This is a genomic window from Chitinophaga lutea (assembly GCF_003813775.1).
GTDB lineage: Bacteria > Bacteroidota > Bacteroidia > Chitinophagales > Chitinophagaceae > Chitinophaga > Chitinophaga lutea.
This window is the reverse complement of sequence record NZ_RPDH01000002.1, coordinates 232,777-248,507: the sequence shown is the minus strand read 5'-3', so window position 1 is coordinate 248,507 and position 15,731 is coordinate 232,777. Positions and strand designations below refer to the sequence as shown.

General features: G+C 54.5%; 16 protein-coding genes. 12 read left to right on the top strand and 4 right to left on the bottom strand.

All coding sequences use genetic code 11. From position 1 onward, the window contains the following. Nucleotides 1-236 precede the first annotated feature (236 nt). The 4 genes from EGT74_RS13280 (at nucleotide 237) to EGT74_RS13265 (ending at nucleotide 3,317) form a co-directional block, all read left to right on the top strand. The gene (locus EGT74_RS13280; RefSeq protein ID WP_123847075.1) at nucleotides 237-1,073 is read left to right on the top strand and encodes a universal stress protein; all 837 of its coding nucleotides are present in this window, start codon (nucleotides 237-239) and stop codon (nucleotides 1,071-1,073) included. A gap of 64 nt (nucleotides 1,074-1,137) precedes the next feature. Beyond that, on the top strand, nucleotides 1,138-1,962 hold the full coding sequence (locus EGT74_RS13275) for a helix-turn-helix domain-containing protein (protein WP_123847074.1): 825 nt from the start codon (nucleotides 1,138-1,140) through the stop codon (nucleotides 1,960-1,962). Nucleotides 1,963-2,024: 62 nt separating this feature from the next. After that, entirely contained in the window at nucleotides 2,025-2,471 is a 447-nt protein-coding gene (locus tag EGT74_RS13270; RefSeq protein WP_123847073.1) for an SRPBCC family protein, read from the top strand. Between the two features lie 129 nt (nucleotides 2,472-2,600). Further along, entirely contained in the window at nucleotides 2,601-3,317 is a 717-nt protein-coding gene (locus EGT74_RS13265; protein ID WP_123847072.1) for a hypothetical protein, read from the top strand. 72 nt (nucleotides 3,318-3,389) lie between these two features. On the opposite strand, the gene EGT74_RS13260 is transcribed toward EGT74_RS13265, so the two are convergent. Beyond that, nucleotides 3,390-4,199, bottom strand: a complete 810-nt coding sequence (locus EGT74_RS13260; RefSeq protein ID WP_158618129.1) for a CHRD domain-containing protein — start codon at nucleotides 4,197-4,199, stop codon at nucleotides 3,390-3,392. Nucleotides 4,200-4,221: 22 nt separating this feature from the next. Here EGT74_RS13260 and EGT74_RS26915 point away from each other — a divergent pair, with 22 nt between their 5' ends. Next, a complete protein-coding gene (locus EGT74_RS26915) occupies nucleotides 4,222-4,443 on the top strand; it encodes a hypothetical protein (RefSeq protein ID WP_158618128.1) in 222 nt (73 codons plus the stop codon). A gap of 35 nt (nucleotides 4,444-4,478) precedes the next feature. Then, a complete protein-coding gene (locus EGT74_RS13255) occupies nucleotides 4,479-5,186 on the top strand; it encodes a DUF2071 domain-containing protein (RefSeq protein WP_246008206.1) in 708 nt (235 codons plus the stop codon). Between the two features lie 35 nt (nucleotides 5,187-5,221). Here EGT74_RS13255 and EGT74_RS13250 read toward each other — a convergent pair whose 3' ends face one another. Both EGT74_RS13250 and EGT74_RS13245 read right to left on the bottom strand, forming a co-directional pair. Beyond that, nucleotides 5,222-5,671 carry a heme-binding domain-containing protein gene (locus EGT74_RS13250; protein WP_123847070.1) on the bottom strand — a complete coding sequence of 150 codons (450 nt, stop codon included), beginning with the start codon at nucleotides 5,669-5,671 and terminating at the stop codon, nucleotides 5,222-5,224. Further along, complete coding sequence (locus EGT74_RS13245) at nucleotides 5,668-6,225, bottom strand: DUF3347 domain-containing protein (protein ID WP_123847069.1); 558 nt, start codon at nucleotides 6,223-6,225, stop codon at nucleotides 5,668-5,670. Before EGT74_RS13245 ends, EGT74_RS13250 begins: the two co-directional genes overlap by 4 nt. A gap of 213 nt (nucleotides 6,226-6,438) precedes the next feature. On the opposite strand from EGT74_RS13245, the gene EGT74_RS13240 reads away from it, so the two are divergent. The 3 genes from EGT74_RS13240 (at nucleotide 6,439) to EGT74_RS13230 (ending at nucleotide 8,950) form a co-directional block, all read left to right on the top strand. After that, a complete protein-coding gene (locus EGT74_RS13240; protein ID WP_123847068.1) occupies nucleotides 6,439-6,876 on the top strand; it encodes a PepSY-like domain-containing protein in 438 nt (145 codons plus the stop codon). Nucleotides 6,877-7,014: 138 nt separating this feature from the next. Then, on the top strand, nucleotides 7,015-8,142 hold the full coding sequence (locus EGT74_RS13235; RefSeq protein ID WP_123847067.1) for a serine hydrolase domain-containing protein: 1,128 nt from the start codon (nucleotides 7,015-7,017) through the stop codon (nucleotides 8,140-8,142). Between the two features lie 61 nt (nucleotides 8,143-8,203). Beyond that, the gene (locus EGT74_RS13230) at nucleotides 8,204-8,950 is read left to right on the top strand and encodes a c-type cytochrome (protein WP_158618127.1); all 747 of its coding nucleotides are present in this window, start codon (nucleotides 8,204-8,206) and stop codon (nucleotides 8,948-8,950) included. Here the strand turns inward: EGT74_RS13230 and EGT74_RS13225 are convergent. Then, nucleotides 8,947-11,382, bottom strand: a complete 2,436-nt coding sequence (locus tag EGT74_RS13225) for an outer membrane beta-barrel protein (protein WP_123847065.1) — start codon at nucleotides 11,380-11,382, stop codon at nucleotides 8,947-8,949. The genes EGT74_RS13230 and EGT74_RS13225 overlap by 4 nt on opposite strands. A 240-nt stretch (nucleotides 11,383-11,622) precedes the next feature. Between EGT74_RS13225 and EGT74_RS13220 the strand changes: the two genes are divergently transcribed. The 3 genes from EGT74_RS13220 (at nucleotide 11,623) to EGT74_RS13210 (ending at nucleotide 15,577) form a co-directional block, all read left to right on the top strand. Beyond that, nucleotides 11,623-12,750 carry a sensor histidine kinase gene (locus EGT74_RS13220; RefSeq protein ID WP_123847064.1) on the top strand — a complete coding sequence of 376 codons (1,128 nt, stop codon included), beginning with the start codon at nucleotides 11,623-11,625 and terminating at the stop codon, nucleotides 12,748-12,750. An 18-nt stretch (nucleotides 12,751-12,768) separates the two neighbouring features. Further along, a complete protein-coding gene (locus EGT74_RS13215) occupies nucleotides 12,769-13,491 on the top strand; it encodes a LytR/AlgR family response regulator transcription factor (protein ID WP_123847063.1) in 723 nt (240 codons plus the stop codon). 493 nt (nucleotides 13,492-13,984) lie between these two features. After that, nucleotides 13,985-15,577: an ABC-F family ATP-binding cassette domain-containing protein gene (locus EGT74_RS13210; RefSeq protein ID WP_123847062.1), complete on the top strand. Its 1,593-nt coding sequence runs from the start codon at nucleotides 13,985-13,987 to the stop codon at nucleotides 15,575-15,577. Nucleotides 15,578-15,731 lie beyond the last annotated feature (154 nt).

Below are 15,731 nucleotides of genomic sequence, written 5' to 3'. Positions count from 1 at the left end.
AAAGTAACCTGCGGGCGGGCCGATTTCAATGACGGCGGGCGACGCCCTGGATGATTCCCATTGCCCCGCCTCCGGGGGGACGATATGGTTGTTATGTACTGGAAACCAGCATTTTGAGGATGCGCCGGATGGTGACGGCAAACAATTTTTACGCCGTTTTCCGTCATAGCAGCCAGTGATGACCGTCATTGGCCAGGGGGTGCGGCGGGAGTAATTTTCCGGTAAATTAATCCACCATGAAAAAGATACTCTTCCTGGCAGACGCGCAGAAATTCAACGCAGGCACGCTTGATTTCGCATCCTTTCTCTGCAGGCTGCAGCAGAGCTCGCTGACCGGCGTATTTGTGGAAAGCACCGGCCAGGATCCGCATTATGCCGTGCTTCACCAGGACATCGTATACGGCGGCGTGATGGTGGGTATTGAAACCCCGGTTGAACAGCTGAAGGAAGAGCGCATCCGCAAGAATATCGCCTTCTTCGAAAACAGCTGCATCAACCGTGGCCTGGCCTTTGAGACGAGGAGCATCAGCGCGCATGCGCTCGAACAGGTGCTGCTCGAAAGCCGCTATGCAGACCTGATCCTGATCGACCCGGCGATGTGCTTCGACGACATTTCCAGCACCTCTCCCAATACCTTTGTAAGAAAAGTGCTGGCGCAATCCGAATGCCCGGCCATCATCATGCCCGAACATTTCACCGGGCTGGAAGAAATCATTTTTGCCTTTGACGGCAGCCCCTCGTCCGTATTCGCCATCCGGCAATTCACGCTGAATTTCCCGCAACTGGCAGGCAAGCCCGTCTCCGTCGTAACGGCCAATGCCGCCAAGCTGGTAACGGCGGAAGAAAAACAGAAAATGCAGGACTGGCTGGAACGCTACTACCGGCACGTGTCATTCCATACCATCGAAGGCGAAAGCCGCTCCGGCCTGCTCGAATATGTACTGGGCCGGGAAAACGCCATGGTTATCATGGGCGCCTACGGCAGGGGCACCCTGTCTTCGTTCTTCTCTTCCAGCCATGCCGACCGCCTTGCCCGGTACGCGTCGAAGGCCCTCTTCATCAGTCATCCTTAAATCTGCTATCATATAGCCGTCAGCGGGAAGCAATGTTTTCGTAATTTTATCGTGCTTCCCGCTGATGGAATTAACTTTCAGACATACCGCCATTCATCCCCGGCTCAGGGGTTATATCGACCGGATATATGTACTGGAGTGCGACCGCCGTATTCCCCGCCCCGATCTTAAAATGATTGTGCCGAACGGCTGCGTCCGGCTGATGCTCCCGTTCCGGAACAGCTTGTCGGCGCAACGCGAAGGGCGTTGCAAAATTGCCGGAACGCACCGCCTTGCGCTCGTGGGCGTCTGCGATCTGCCGTTTACGGTGGACGTGTTATCAGATGCGCCTTCGGGGATCATCGGCATTGAATTCAGCCCGGGAGGCGCTTACCGGTTCTTTAACGTCAAACAGTGCGAACTGAAAAACCAGGTGTTGCAGCTGGAAGATGTCTGGGGGAAACTTGCCCGCCACCTGGAAGAAAGAGCCGGCCATGCGCCGGGGGCCGAAGAAAAGATCCGGCTACTGCAGGAGGTGCTGGCAGGCATGCTGCGGGACGACCGGGACAATGTTTTCGATTATTGCATAGACCGCATCAACACCTCCGCCGGGCGCGTCAGCATCCGGGAGCTGGAGGCGGAAACCGGGTACGGCAGCCGGTGGCTGAATATGAAATTTGCCGAAAAGCTGGGTGTCAGCCCCAAGGGCCTTTGTGCCATTACCCGCTTCCAGGCGGTATTCCAGGCCCTCGCCAATCATCCGCACACCATCCTTGACAACAGGCAGTTTTATCACCTGTATTACGACCAGGCGCATTTCATCAGGGAGTTCAAACGTTTCACCGGCTGGCCGCCATCGCGGTTCGAAAGCAGCGCGGGCGATTTCGGGAAGATGTTTTACCGTTCCTGACCGCTTCCGATTCGTACAATACCTCCATCACGGCGCGGGATAGCTTTGTGGTTAAAAAAAATATGGAACAACATTATGCCGCCGGCATCTCCGTCAACGCTCCCGCCCAACAGGTATTCGACCAGATCTGCAACGTGCCGGCCTGGTGGGCGGCTAACGTCAGGGGGAGCGCATCCCGGCTCCACAGCACCTTTACGGTAACATTACGGGACACCTACGTGGACTTTAAGGTCGAAGAGTTCAATCCATGCGAAAGAATCGTGTGGCGCGTGACCGATTGCCACCTCCATTGGCTCGGCAACAAAAAGGAATGGCAGGGCACCGCACTGGTCTGGGATATCCGCCGGCAACAGGATACTACGGCCATTTCCATGACGCACCAGGGCCTGACGCCCGCGTTGGCCTGCTATAACGATTGTAAGGCAGGATGGGATTTTTACATCCACGAGAGTTTGCTGCAGCTGATCGCCACCCGCGAAGGGCATCCCGATGGGCGCCGGTGCACCTGATATCCGTCAGCCGGTATTCCGCCATCGATGAATTTATCGAGCCGCATCCTTTGGTTTTGAAGATGGATATTTTATCTATTTTTAAACCTGCCGGATGCGGCATATTTGTTAACGGATTGAAACCATCTTATGCGCCTTTTTCACGTACTTATTTTCCTTGTACCGTGCCTGACCCTGCTGTCCTGCAAGAAGGACCAGGAGGCCGCCAAAATCCCTGTAAACACCAGTACCGTTCAACTGCTGGCAGGGCAGCAAACAGAGATCGTTATCACCGGTGAGGTGAAACCTTATACGGTCGCGTCCGATCACCCTGACATTGCCGGCGCCACCGTGCAGGACAATAAAATCACCGTCACCACGAACAAATCCGGCATCACGTATATCCGCCTGAGCGACGGCACGTTGACGGCCAGCATCAAGGTGATAGCCACTACCCTGGCCGGCCGCAACTGGGTGCGGATCACCGGCGACGCGAATTATGAAACGAAGGTCACGGTGGAAGGCACCGATGCGTCGTTTGCCGCCACGCTGAAGAAACAATTGGAGGATGAGCTGGCCCTGCCCAGGAACACGCTCCTCGGGGTCACCTACAACGACGCGCCGCCCGCATTCAGGGAAGAATACGCCGACCGCAGCAGGCGGGAAGGCGCCTATTCGTACGACAAGCTGGTGGCGACCCAGGTATATAACGGCGTAACGGAAGTATACCGGCTGATTGCCATGACCAAAACCATTTTCGCGTTCGAGCGCGACCTTACGACGCACTACAAATCGCTGCACGCGGACAAGGGGCTGCAGAAAGTAACGGTGACGCGTTTTCTACGCGACAGGCCGTTCCCCGGCTGATCATAAGTTATCGTTACAAAAACAAAAGGTTGCTCCCGATGGAAGCAACCTTTTTTATGCATTGATGCGGTGTTAGCGGATTTGCCCCCGGATAAGCCCGTTGGGGAAAGCCGTGGAATGTACGTTCACGTATAACGCTTCCGTTTTCACAGCGCTGGCGGTCGGTTCGTCGAGCTGGGTCGTTTTCGGCGTACCGAAATCCGCCGCACTGGCGCACAAACCTACAAGCACTGCGCCGTTAGCGCCGGTGGCGCCGCGGTGGATGTGTGCGGCGGTCAGGGCATCACCTGCCGGTGCATTCGTGACCGTTACGAGTGAATAGAGTTTCCGGTCTACCGTGAGCCTGATCAGCGCCCTGCCGGTGGCCAGAGTGGGCGTTGGCGGTACTTCGTTCGTGCCGTTCAGTGCTACGTCCGCCGCCACGAGAATGTCGCTGTTCACGGTGCCTCTTACCAGGCCGCCCGGGAACTGGGTGGAATGCACATTGAAGTAGATATCGTTCTTACTGTCTTTCAGGCTATCCGCGAGTGAGGCCCGGATGGTTATTTCGCCGGATGCCGAGGTGCCCGTAAATGCCGGGAACGGTAATATCACGGGGCCGTTCACCACGGGATTGCCCGTATGGAAATGCGCCATGGTGAGCTGGTCGCCGGAAGCGAGATTCTCGACCCGGAAAGAATACTTGAGCACGTTGTTGGAGAACAGCTGCATTGTTAACAACCCCGTTTCGGTGCGGTTCGCGGGGGTCGGATTTTCAAACTTGGTGCTGAGCGGAATGCTCCAGATGATATCGGGGTTGGGGTCGTCGTTCTTGTTGCACGAAAACGAAAGCAGGCCGGTTACTGCCAGTGTGGAAATGGCAATGATCTGTTTGTTCTTCATATTGTAGGTTTTAGTATTGACAATGGTATTACAAAAATCCATCCAAATTGTTTCGCGCCATGCCGGAACAGTCATCCGGGTTGACGAGGCGGATGAATGTGTGGCCGCTGACCAACGTTTCCTGACGATGCCCTTCCGTCGTATCAGGCAGTTTTATATACGGAGAAGGGTGAAATCCGGGTTTCCCGGTCGTGGATTTTTCAGCCGGGGATTCGGTGCAGCCCTGCTGAAGAAATTCGTGTAATTCCGTAGCTTCGGAATATGATTAAAATCCCCGTCATGCATGGGAGCATCGATCGCCGCATACTGGTCAATTTTACGGCCGACCCCACGGAGATACAACAGCTGCTCCCTCCCGTTTTTCGCCCGAAATTACAGAGGGGACTGGCTGTGGCCGGCATCTGCCTGATAAGGCTGAAGCACCTCAAACCGAAGGGATTTCCTGATTTCATGGGTCTTAACTCCGAGAACGGTGCACACCGTATTGCCGTGGAATGGGAAGAAAACGGGGAAACAAAATCGGGTGTGTATATTCCCCGGAGAGACACTTCATCTCGTCTGAACGCGTGGCTCGGCGGGCGATTTTTCCCCGGCCGGCACTATCATGCTGATTTTGACGTGCGCGAAACCGCGGACAGTTATCATGTGGCCTTCGACAGCACCCATCATACGCAGATTTCCATCACGGCCAGGGCGATAGCGCAATTTCCGCAGGATTCTGTGTTTGATCATCTCGACCAGGCATCCGCCTTCTTTGAAAGCGGCGCCACGGGCTACTCCCCTAACGGCAGCCACGAACTCGACGGGATTCAGTTGCATGTTTATGACTGGAATGTAACACCGCTCGAAGTAACACAGGTAAAAGCCAGTTTCTTTGAGCAAAACGGCATTTCGGTGCGCTTCGACAATGCGTTGTTAATGACCCGGGCGGAGCATGAATGGAGAAGCGTCCGCTCAATGCATATCGATCGCGGCCATCTCACTTGATTCAATGAAAGCGCAAAATTCAATCACCGGCATTCTCAATCTTTCCCAATCCCTTCCAGCCAATGCAGAACGGCCTCGCGCTGTGCCGGGGTGAGCCTTGCTTCCGGGTGCAGCCATTTGTACGAAATCAACGGCATTGTGCCGTCTTTTATACTGCTCGCGATAGAACGGAGTTTTGATGCCTGCCTGCGGGGCGTATATGTTCCAAACAGGTGGAAGTTCAACTCCTCCTTTCCTTCCGCAACATGCCGGGCGAGGACCCAGCCCGCCGGTTGAACATAGGTATACCAGGGGTAACGGGTGTTATTGCTGTGGCAATCGTAGCAGGCGGCTTTCAGTATGGCGGCGATGTGGGGAGGTGTTGCCACAACCCCGGTAATGTCTGACGAAAATGCCTGCCCGCTTTCATTGCGGACAGGCTGTATGAATTGAATGCCGGCCAGTATGATCAGTATCCCGGCCAGCCATTTTTTCCGTCGGCTCATTTCAGTTCCTCTTTCACTGAACCGCAGGTCAGCATGGAGCTGCCGAAATAAGGGTTTTTAATCTCCTGCGTTTCGCTCAGCCAGCTGCCGCCCTTGTTGTCGTTGTACATCGGGCAGAAATCGTAATACAATGGCTGGCCGGCGCCCATGGCTTTCACGAGGTCGTACACATCCTTGCTGAGCATTTCGAAATGTTCGCGCTGGTGTTTGATATTGCCCGCGTTATCGCCGATGTGTTCTGCGTGCTCTTTGGCATTGCCTTCGATTTCGGTGTACAGTGTCTTGTGCTCCGCCGGGATGGTGGATGCGTCGATGCTGCCGAATGCTGCCGCCAAAGTTTTGCCGGCGGCGGCCGCATCGCTGGCGTTATCCGCGGCCAGTGCATTTTTGATCTGCAGGTAACCGGATACGATTTCTTTCACAGGCGAAACTGCCGGCGCCGCCGGGGTACCCGCGACTGTCTGCGTGCTGTCGGTGTTGCCGGCCGGTTTGTTATTGTTGCAGGCGGCCAGGGAAATGCCAACGGTGGCGGCGATCAAAACAAGATGTTTCATGTTGCTGAAGGTTAAGTTGAATTTTTGATACTTGAAATTGCTACGCCCGGCACGCCGGGGCAACAAAAATAGAAACGAACAGCTCTACTGTTGTTACATAATTTTGCAAATTGTTTATATCATTCATATTCCGGTTTTGAGCGCGGCTACAGCTGTTCGCAGCATAACAATACCGTCTGCCGGTTGTTATACAAATAACCAAAACTGTGAATCATGAAAATGTTGATGCTGCTGGCCGTGCTGCTGACAGGCAGCGCCGCGTTAGCCCAGGATGTGCCCGCCAGCCAGGTGCCTGCCTCCATTACAAAAGCGTTCAGGGCCAAATTCCCCCGAACAACGGGGCTCGACTGGGAGAAAAAAGGCAACCTGTACGAAGCGGATTTTGACGTAAACATGGTAGACCACAAAGCCCTCTTCGACGAAACCGGCAAACTGGTAGCGTTCAAGCGGGATATCCGTAATGCGGACCTGCCTGCGGCGGTGAAAAAGACCATCCAGGCCGATTACAAAGACTACCGGATCGATGATGTACAACGGCTGGAAAGAAACGGTGAGGTGTATTACCAGGTAGAGCTGGACGGTAAACCAGGCGACCAGAAACTGGTATTTACCAAAGACGGCAAAGTAGACAGTACACAACAATACTGGTAAGATGTTGAATGCCCCCGGCCGTTTACCGGGGGCATTTTTTTATAAATTCAAATCCCCTATCCGTTAATTCCACAATTCATAACGGTGTTTCATGTTGCAGCTTTGCAGTGTTAAATTTTTCACCCCAAAAAGTACAACATGAAAACGTTATTGAAACATTCGCTGTTAGCCTTCACCATTGCAGTAGCAGCATCCTCCTGTATCAAGGACAAAGGAACAACGCCCAAAAAATTCAGCGTATCGAAATTTAAAGCGTTGCTCAAAGCAGGCATCCTCCAGTCCAAGGAAACACAGCCGCGCGGTTTTTCGTTCGTGATTACCCAGAACGGCAAGTGGGTCGACACCTGCTCCGGCGGATATGGTTACCTCGTAGGGGACCGTATAAGCCCCATGCGCCCGGAGCTGGAGATCAACATTGCGAGCGTCACCAAATCCATCACCGGTGTGGCCGCGTTACAGCTGCTGAAGAAAAACAACCTGAAAGTGACGGACAGTATCGGTCCCTGGCTGCCGGCTTACTTTAAAGCCATCAAAGCCGTGCGTGACATTACTTTCAAGGAACTGCTCACACACCGCTCCGGCATCCTGACCGACGCCACCAGCTATGAAGCCATGAAACTCCTGGCCCAGAACGGGCTGGAAAACCCGGCGAAGCCCGCGTTCTATTCCAACATGAACTTCGCGCTGTTCAGGGCGATGATACCCTACCTCTACAACAAAAGTTTCGCCCAGCAAACCGAAGCCGCCATGCTGCCGGACAGCGAAGGATTCGAGAACTGGATGAGCCAGAACTATATCGCTTACATGCAAAAACATGTGTTTACACCAATCGGCATCGCGGAAGCACTTTGCAAACCTGATGGCCCCAGCGCCATGGCGTTCAACGAAGGCCCGAAGCTGGCCTATCACCAGCCCGGCGACTGGACGCATAGTTCCGGCGGCGGCGGATACTACCTCTCCACCATGGAAATGGCCCGTTTCATGGCTTATCTCTGCCATTCCGAAACGCTGCTGAGCAAAGAACAGCAGGCTGCCATGGACAAAGACCTGCTGGGCTGGGACGAAGACGATTCGCATATGACCATCATCGGCCGCTCCTACGGAAAAGGCGGGCTGCTGGTATGGGACGGCGGCCGCGGCATCCAGACCGTGGTGGTGAAATATCCCAACAAAGTAGAACTGGCCGTGTCCGTCAATTCATGGAGCGGAACCAAACGCCAGCTGTCTGTAATAGCCAAAAACGCTTTTAATGACGCGTGGGAATAGTGATGTTACACTGAGAACAAAAGGCCGTACAGTTTTGTGCGGCTTTTTTTATTTTTGGGAGATGCGAGGATTATCCCTTATCGTGATTTTATTATCCATACTGGCCTGCGGTACTTCAAAAAAAGAATTGCACCCTGAGTGGAACACCCTTCATTTCGGTGCGTTTAAAATAAAAGCACCGCCCGGCTGGCAAATTTTCAGGAAAAATGGAGCCGACAGTTACGTGGGAGGCCTGGCCAAAGGGCTGGACACTTTATGGTTCGATTATGGCCTGTATGGTGTGGATCTCGAGGAAGAAATACCGGTGCCGCTCCGGTTTGCCCGCGATACCGTGAACGGATTGATCGCCCATATTACCATTCCCGAAAATGCCGGCCGGGATTATATTTCGATGGTCGTGCCGCGCGTCAGGAAAGACACCAGGTTTACGATTTACGGGAAAGGCACTTTGCCGGTGGATACTATCCTCCGGATTTTTAAATCGGTCACTTTTGAAACAAGCGATACCACTGTGAACCCGGCACTCAGCCCGACCAAATTTTCAACAATGGAACAATCCGGCAAATCATTACTGAGGGCTAACTGCCTGAGCTGTCATTCTACAAAAAAACATCTCACCGGTCCCCCGTTGGGCGATATCCTGCTACGCAGGAGCGATGCCTGGATCTGCGGGTACCTGCGGAACGGTCTTCCGGAAGACAGTCTCCGGCGGCGGCGGGAACTTAATGACGGGCTCAGTTGTGCCCGCTTCCCCCATCTGAGCTGCGATGAAATAGCCCTGATGCTGGAATACATCCGCGACCTCTAATCCTTCCTGATCCTTTCTTTCTCTTCGCCCGAACCGCTACCCTGCCGTTGCCTTGCAGCACCTGAGCCGAATGAGCGCGAATAACTCAACCTGAAAACCGGTATGCGGCGTGTTTCCGTGTTAAAATCAACATGGCTCCGGATATTGAACACTTCTTCCGTAAGCGTGCCGTACCGGTTCTGGAAATGCAGGGTGCGGAATATATCCGCCACGGAGAACTGCAGCATGCCGCGGTTGTTGGAAAGCTCCTTTTTGACGCCGGCATTGAGGGTACCCGCGGGGTTGCTCCGGACAGACCCGTAATACGATTGGCCTGTATACCAGCCGGATATTTCAAGCGACCAGTTTTTTGGCAGGGCAAACAGCTGGCTGGCCGTAACCGAATAACCGAAATAACTTTTTTCGACAGGCTGCATGGTGTGCAGCACCTTAAAACACCGTAACCCGCCGGTAAAGCCATAGTTCATGCTCCACCAGGTATTTATTTTCACGGGGGCAACGGCCTGGAAGGTGAGATACTGCTGCCACGCCATGTTTTGCGGCGAGATGTACAACAGGTTCTCCGCCGGCCCTTTCGTGAGTTGCCAGCGTGCGATAGGCTGTTCATCGCGACTGTAGAGCAGCGAAAAGGCATACGAACGGTATTGGTAATTCAGTTTGATGTTATGGGTGATGGCGGGCTGCAACAGGGAATTGCCGGTATACACGGCCGTGGGATCGCTGTAAAATACGAAAGAAGCCAGGTCGTTGTAAGTGGGGCGGCCGATGCGTTTGGTGTAAGACAGCTGCAGTTCAGCAACGCTGCTCAACCGGCGCGTGAGTGCGATATTCGGGAACAGTACGCCGCGCCGGCGGTCGATCACACGATCTTTGGTACGCTCGTTCTCTACCGCTGTGAACGCATATTCGTAACGCATGCCTGCATCGAGGCGGGTGGCGGAGTCGAACTGCGCCTGTAAAGAAGCATATGCGGCGCCCACGCCTTCCTGCATGCCCACATCGTTTTTGGCTTCACTGCGGTACACCCAATCCCCGTTGACCAGGCTCCGGATGCCTGATGCGCTGGATACGTGTGTGGAGGTGCCTTTGATGCCTGCTTCCAGTTTCAGTTTGCGGGTTAGCTGACGAGTGTAGTCTGCTTTCAGCACGCCTACGCGGATGGTGGTGCGCGCATCGCCTTGCTGGTGTGGAGAGAACAGGCTGTCGTTCCCACCAGCGGGCTCGCCCAGCGGGGTGAGGAAGGTGTTGGTGACGGTGGAAGGGTTGTTGTTGTAGAAGTAGAGATAGTCGGCCTGGAGATTTACCGTCTCCCCTTCCCGAAGTTTCTTCGCCAGGTAGAACGTGGCGCCGGCGTTCGTCCACCGGTTGCGCTGGTGCGTGAAACCGTTGAACAGTAACACCGAATCGGGCAATGCGTTATAGGTGGCGTGGGTGTTGGTACGAAGGGAGTTGCCGCTGTGCTGGAAAGTGAATGCTGCGCCGGTAGTGGTTTTCTGGTTGAGTTGTAATTCCAGTTCCAGGGAGGCTTCATGGTTGTTGGTGATGCGGTGGGCCGTGTCGCGGAAATGCACTTCCAGGTCGCCGCCCAGTATAGGCATATACTGGGTGCTGCGGATGAACATAAAACTGTAGGTATTGTCGCGCGAGTACGTGTAGGCCCCATTGATGCCCAGTTTCTTCCGGTTGTGCGCCAACTGCAGACTGATGGTGCCCTTTTCTCCCCAGCCGTGGCCGGCGGTAGCGGACATGGCGCCCCTCGTGCCGGCGCGTTTGTCTTTTTTCAGCACGATGTTGATGAAACCCGCGCTGCCTTCCGCATCGAAACCTGCACCGGGTGTGGCGATCAGTTCGATCTTTTCGATATTGTCCGCGCTCATGCTGCCCAGCAGGGAGATGAGCTGCGCCGTCGACATGCGTTGCACCTTACCGTTCAGCATCACGGCGACACCGTCTTTCCCATTCAGGGAAATGCCGGCGTTGCGCTGATCGATCGTCACGCCCGGTGAACGCTCCAGCACCTGCAACGCTGAGTTGCCGCGCGACAAAACGCTGCCGGCCACGTTCACCACCAGCCCGCCGGCGCTTTGCTGGAAAAGCGGCTTTTCCGCGCGCACCACCACTTCATTCAGATCGCGGGCGGCCGGTTGCAATACGATCACGCCCATGTCGCCGCGGCCGGCGGGCAGATCCCGGGGCCGGAAGCCGGTATAAGTGAAGCGCAGGAAATGTTCGCCGGCTGGCACCGATAGCTGAAACACGCCGGAATCATTGGTGAGTGCGGATTTCACCAGGGCGCTGTCACGGGCCTGGAGCAGCAGCACGCCTGCATGCGGCAGCGGGCGGCCTTCGGCATCGGTGAGTTTCCCCGACACCTGCGCGCGTGCGGGCGGCAAAAAAGCCATGAGGAGGAATGGGAGTAACAGGCGTTGCATGATGGCGGTATTGATGCCCCAAAAGAATCAACACGCCGGCATTCCGGGAACTTTATTTGCCCTGCGGCCGTATAAAATTGACGAGGCGCAGCTTTTAAACGCAAAAGCGCTTTTACAGTCCCGGGAAACCGCTTGGCAATGTTCTGTATCCTTTCAGCAATGTTTTGATGCTTTTCATATACTAAAAGGGCGCTTTGACGGGATTTTCAGTAATTTAAGGGACCGCTTTCAATCGCCGATATGTTGTCAATTCCTGCCGCCCGGTACAACTGGTTTTTCCGGTACAAACTGTACCACCTGCCTTTCTGGTTCTTCTACCATCTGTTGTGGTGGACGCTCACCATCGGCAGTGTATGGGCCGTGCTGAACAACGTGCTGTACACGCCTTATGCCATCAAGTTCCTATTTTACGTGATTTTCCAGGCGGCCGGCGTCTACTTCAACCTGTATTTCCTCCTGCCCCGCCTGCTCGAAAAGGGGCATTATATCACCTACGTCGTCACCGTCATCGCCACCATCATCTGCGTGGGCGCGCTGATCGTGCCGGGATATTATGTCAGCAGCTGGATGTCCGGCCGCAGCCTGCAGGAGCTTTACGGAGTAGAGCCCTCCAACTGGCGGTATTTTTTCCAGGTCAATACCCTGCCCTCTTCCGCCGCCAGCATGACGCTGGCCATGAGCGTGAAACTCACCAAAAACTGGGTACAGGCCCGTAACCGTACGCATGAGCTGGAAAAAGAAAAACTGGAAACGGAGCTCAAGTTCCTCAAATCGCAATTCAACCCGCACTTCCTCTTCAACACCATCAATTCGATTTTTGTGCTCATCCATAAAAACCCGGACATGGCGTCCGAATCGCTGGCGAAATTCTCCAGCCTCCTGCGGTACCAGCTATATGAATGCAATGAGCACGAAATCCCGCTGGAGCAGGAACTGGCTTACCTCGAAAATTTCATCGAGCTGGAAAAACTGCGCCAGGAGCACAATATCACCACTACGGTAGACATCGACGGGCCACCCTACACCGGTTGCGCGATTGCGCCGTTTATCCTGATGCCGTTTATGGAAAATGCCTTCAAACATGTATCGCAGCATAAAGACGCCCCCAACTGGATCAGTATGCGGTTGCGGTTCAGCCAGCAGTCGCTCCAGCTTGAGGTCGCCAACAGCGTCGCGTCACAGCCGTCGGCCAGCCAGCAGATCCTGCCCTACGGGGGCATCGGCCTGAAAAACGTGCAGCGCCGCCTCGACCTGGTGTATCCAGGCCATTATGGGCTGGAGGTGCGGCAGGAAGAAACTGTTTTCCGCATCAGCCTCCGTTTGCATCTGCACCGGGTGAAAGCAGTGCCGGAACCGATACCCGCATAACCGTTTAAAATCAAATTCATGGCCATAAAATGTGTAGTGATAGATGATGAGCCGCTGGCGAGGGAATGCATCGTCAATTACGTCCGCGAAATAGATTTCCTGCAATTGACCGGCACCGGCAATAACCCGCTGGAACTGGCCCGCCTGCTGCATGAAAACAAACCCGATCTCATTTTCCTCGACATACAGATGCCGGTGCTCAACGGCATCGAGTTCCTCAAAACCCTGCAGCACCCGCCGATGGTGATCATCACCACCGCCTATCCAAGTTATGCGCTGGAAGGTTTCCAGCTGGATGTGCTCGATTACCTCGTGAAACCCATCACGTTTTCCCGTTTTTTCAAAGCCGTCACCAAGGCCCATCATTACCACCAGCTGTTGCATAAAAGCACGTCCGGCGAAGCCATCGCCGCGGCCGATCACTTCTTCATCAAATGCGACTACAAGTACGAAAAGATCTGTTTCTCAGAGATATTGTACGTGGAAGCACTGCAGAACTATGTATCCATCCAGACCACGCGGGGAAAGTTCATGACGCTGATGTATCTCCGGAATGTGGAGGAGCAGCTCGACAGGGCGTCGTTCATCCGCGTACACAAGTCCTTTCTCGTCTCCAAATCAAAGATTGAAGCGATCGAGAACAACGAGATCATCATCCGGGAATTCCGCATTCCCATCAGCCGTAATTACCGGGAACAGGTGCTGGAACAGGTCGTACATGTGCGTTTATGGCGGAAGTAATGTTCCTATTTAAAAAGCCTTCGCTATTAATTAGTAATCAATTATTTACCGCTATCTCTCTCGTCATGCCCTGATCGTGACATGGTCGTGGCATGGGCTGAAACCGGACAAAAATCGGAGAAAAAATGGACTTAGAATGGCGCTGGTATTGGGTTTCATTCGTGGAACGTTACCCATACGCCACCTGTTAGCCATCTCTTAGCCACCTATACGTTACCTCCTATAGGGGTAACGTATCCGTATCGGAAGGGTAGCGAAGGGGTAGTGTTCACCTATCGTGGTAAAAATATCCGGATTTTTTCTATCTTTGCGCCATCATGAAGTAATCACTTACATACATACACGCAGCGCCCGCTGCTTTTTCAGGCCATTTACGGCCCATATTTTCAATTACATTTTCTAATCAAAACAATTACCGCGATGAAACTCACATTCCGCACACGGACCGTTTACGGCTGTTACAGCCCATCTTTAACCCAATTCATGATCACAGATGTATATCAGCGCACAACAAATCAATTATCATACGCCCAACGGCAAACCGCTTTTCAGTAACGTCCATTTCACGCTTCAGAAGGGAGACAAAGCCGCGATCGCCGGCCCTAACGGCGCCGGCAAAACGACGCTGCTGCGGATTATTGCCGGGCAGGAAAAACAGTTCTCCGGCGATTTGCAGGTAACCGGCCATTTGTATTATGTGCCGCAGCACTACGGTCACTTCAACCGGCTCACGGTGGCGGCCGCACTGGGCATCGCCCCGCTGCTGGACGCCTTACAGGCCGTAGAACAGGGTTCTACCGACCCGCATCATTACGAGCTTTTGGAAAACCAGTGGGACATTACCGCCCGCTGCGAAGAAGCGTTTGTAAGGTGGGGCATTGCGGGCATCGACCTGCAGCAGCCCCTCGACCAGCTCAGCGGCGGGATGAAGACGCGGCTCTTCCTTTCCGGCATCGATATTTTCGAACCCGATATCGTACTGCTCGACGAGCCTACCAACCACCTCGACCGCCAGGCCCGGGAACAGTTGCTGCAATGGATGCGGCAAACCACCTGTACCGTGCTGCTGACGAGCCACGACCGGGAACTGCTGCGCCGCTGCACACCTATATGGGAGCTGCAGCCCGGCGGGATCAAGGCATACGGCGGCAACTACGATTTTTATGCGGAACAGAAAAGTATAGAATCGGCCGCCCTGGAGCACAACCTCGCCCACCACGAGAAAACCTTCAAAGAAGCGAAACTGAAGCAGCAGCAGACGATGGAACGCAAGCAGCATGCGGATGCGCAGGCGCGCAAAGGCGCCAGGCGGGCCAATGAGCCGAAGATCCTGATCAACGGCCGCAAGATGAAAGCGGAAGTCAGCACCGCCAAACTCAAACAGGTGCATAGCGACAAGGTCAGCGAGCTCCGGGCGGACATGCAGGAAGCAGCCGCCATGGCACAGGTGCAGCGCATCATGAAAGGTTTTTTCGACAACCCGGCGCTGCCGCATGGGAAAGTGCTGGCGGAAGCGCAGGCCATCAACTACGCCTATGAAAACGGGGAGGCGTTATGGCCGGAGCCGCTTTCGTTCACCATCCGCAGCGGCAACAGGCTGGCCATCACCGGCGGCAACGGCAGCGGTAAAACCACGCTCCTGAACCTGCTGAGAGGCAGCATCGGACCCAGCTCCGGCCAACTCCACCGGAGCCCCTGCACTACCCTGCTGCTGGACCAGGATTACAGCCTCATCGACCGGCAGAAAACCGTACTGGAACAGGCGGAGGCGTACAATGAAACCCGGCTCGAAATGCCCATGCTGCATACGTTGCTCGCCAATTTCCTTTTTTTGCCGGACAGCTGGGATAAACGCTGCGCCGTACTCAGCGGCGGTGAAATGCTGCGGCTCGCGCTCTGCTGCATGGTGTTGCAGAACAAAACGCCCGACATCATTTTCCTCGATGAGCCGGTCAACAATCTAGACCTCCGTAACATCGAGATGCTGGGAAAAATATTCGCCGGTTACCGCGGAACTTTAATCGTCATTTCGCACGATGCTGATTTCCTGTCGGAAGTGGGGATTACCGAAAGATTGGAATTATGATAAAAACCGCGCCGGCGCTATTATGTGCCGGTGCGGTTTTTTCTTCAGCAAGAGATAGCGAATCGGCCGGCCAGGAACACGAAGGGTGGCATCGAACCGGGCAAAATACTCCTGCCTGACCGGGAAGATGCATAAACCGGGGACCCGTCTGAAC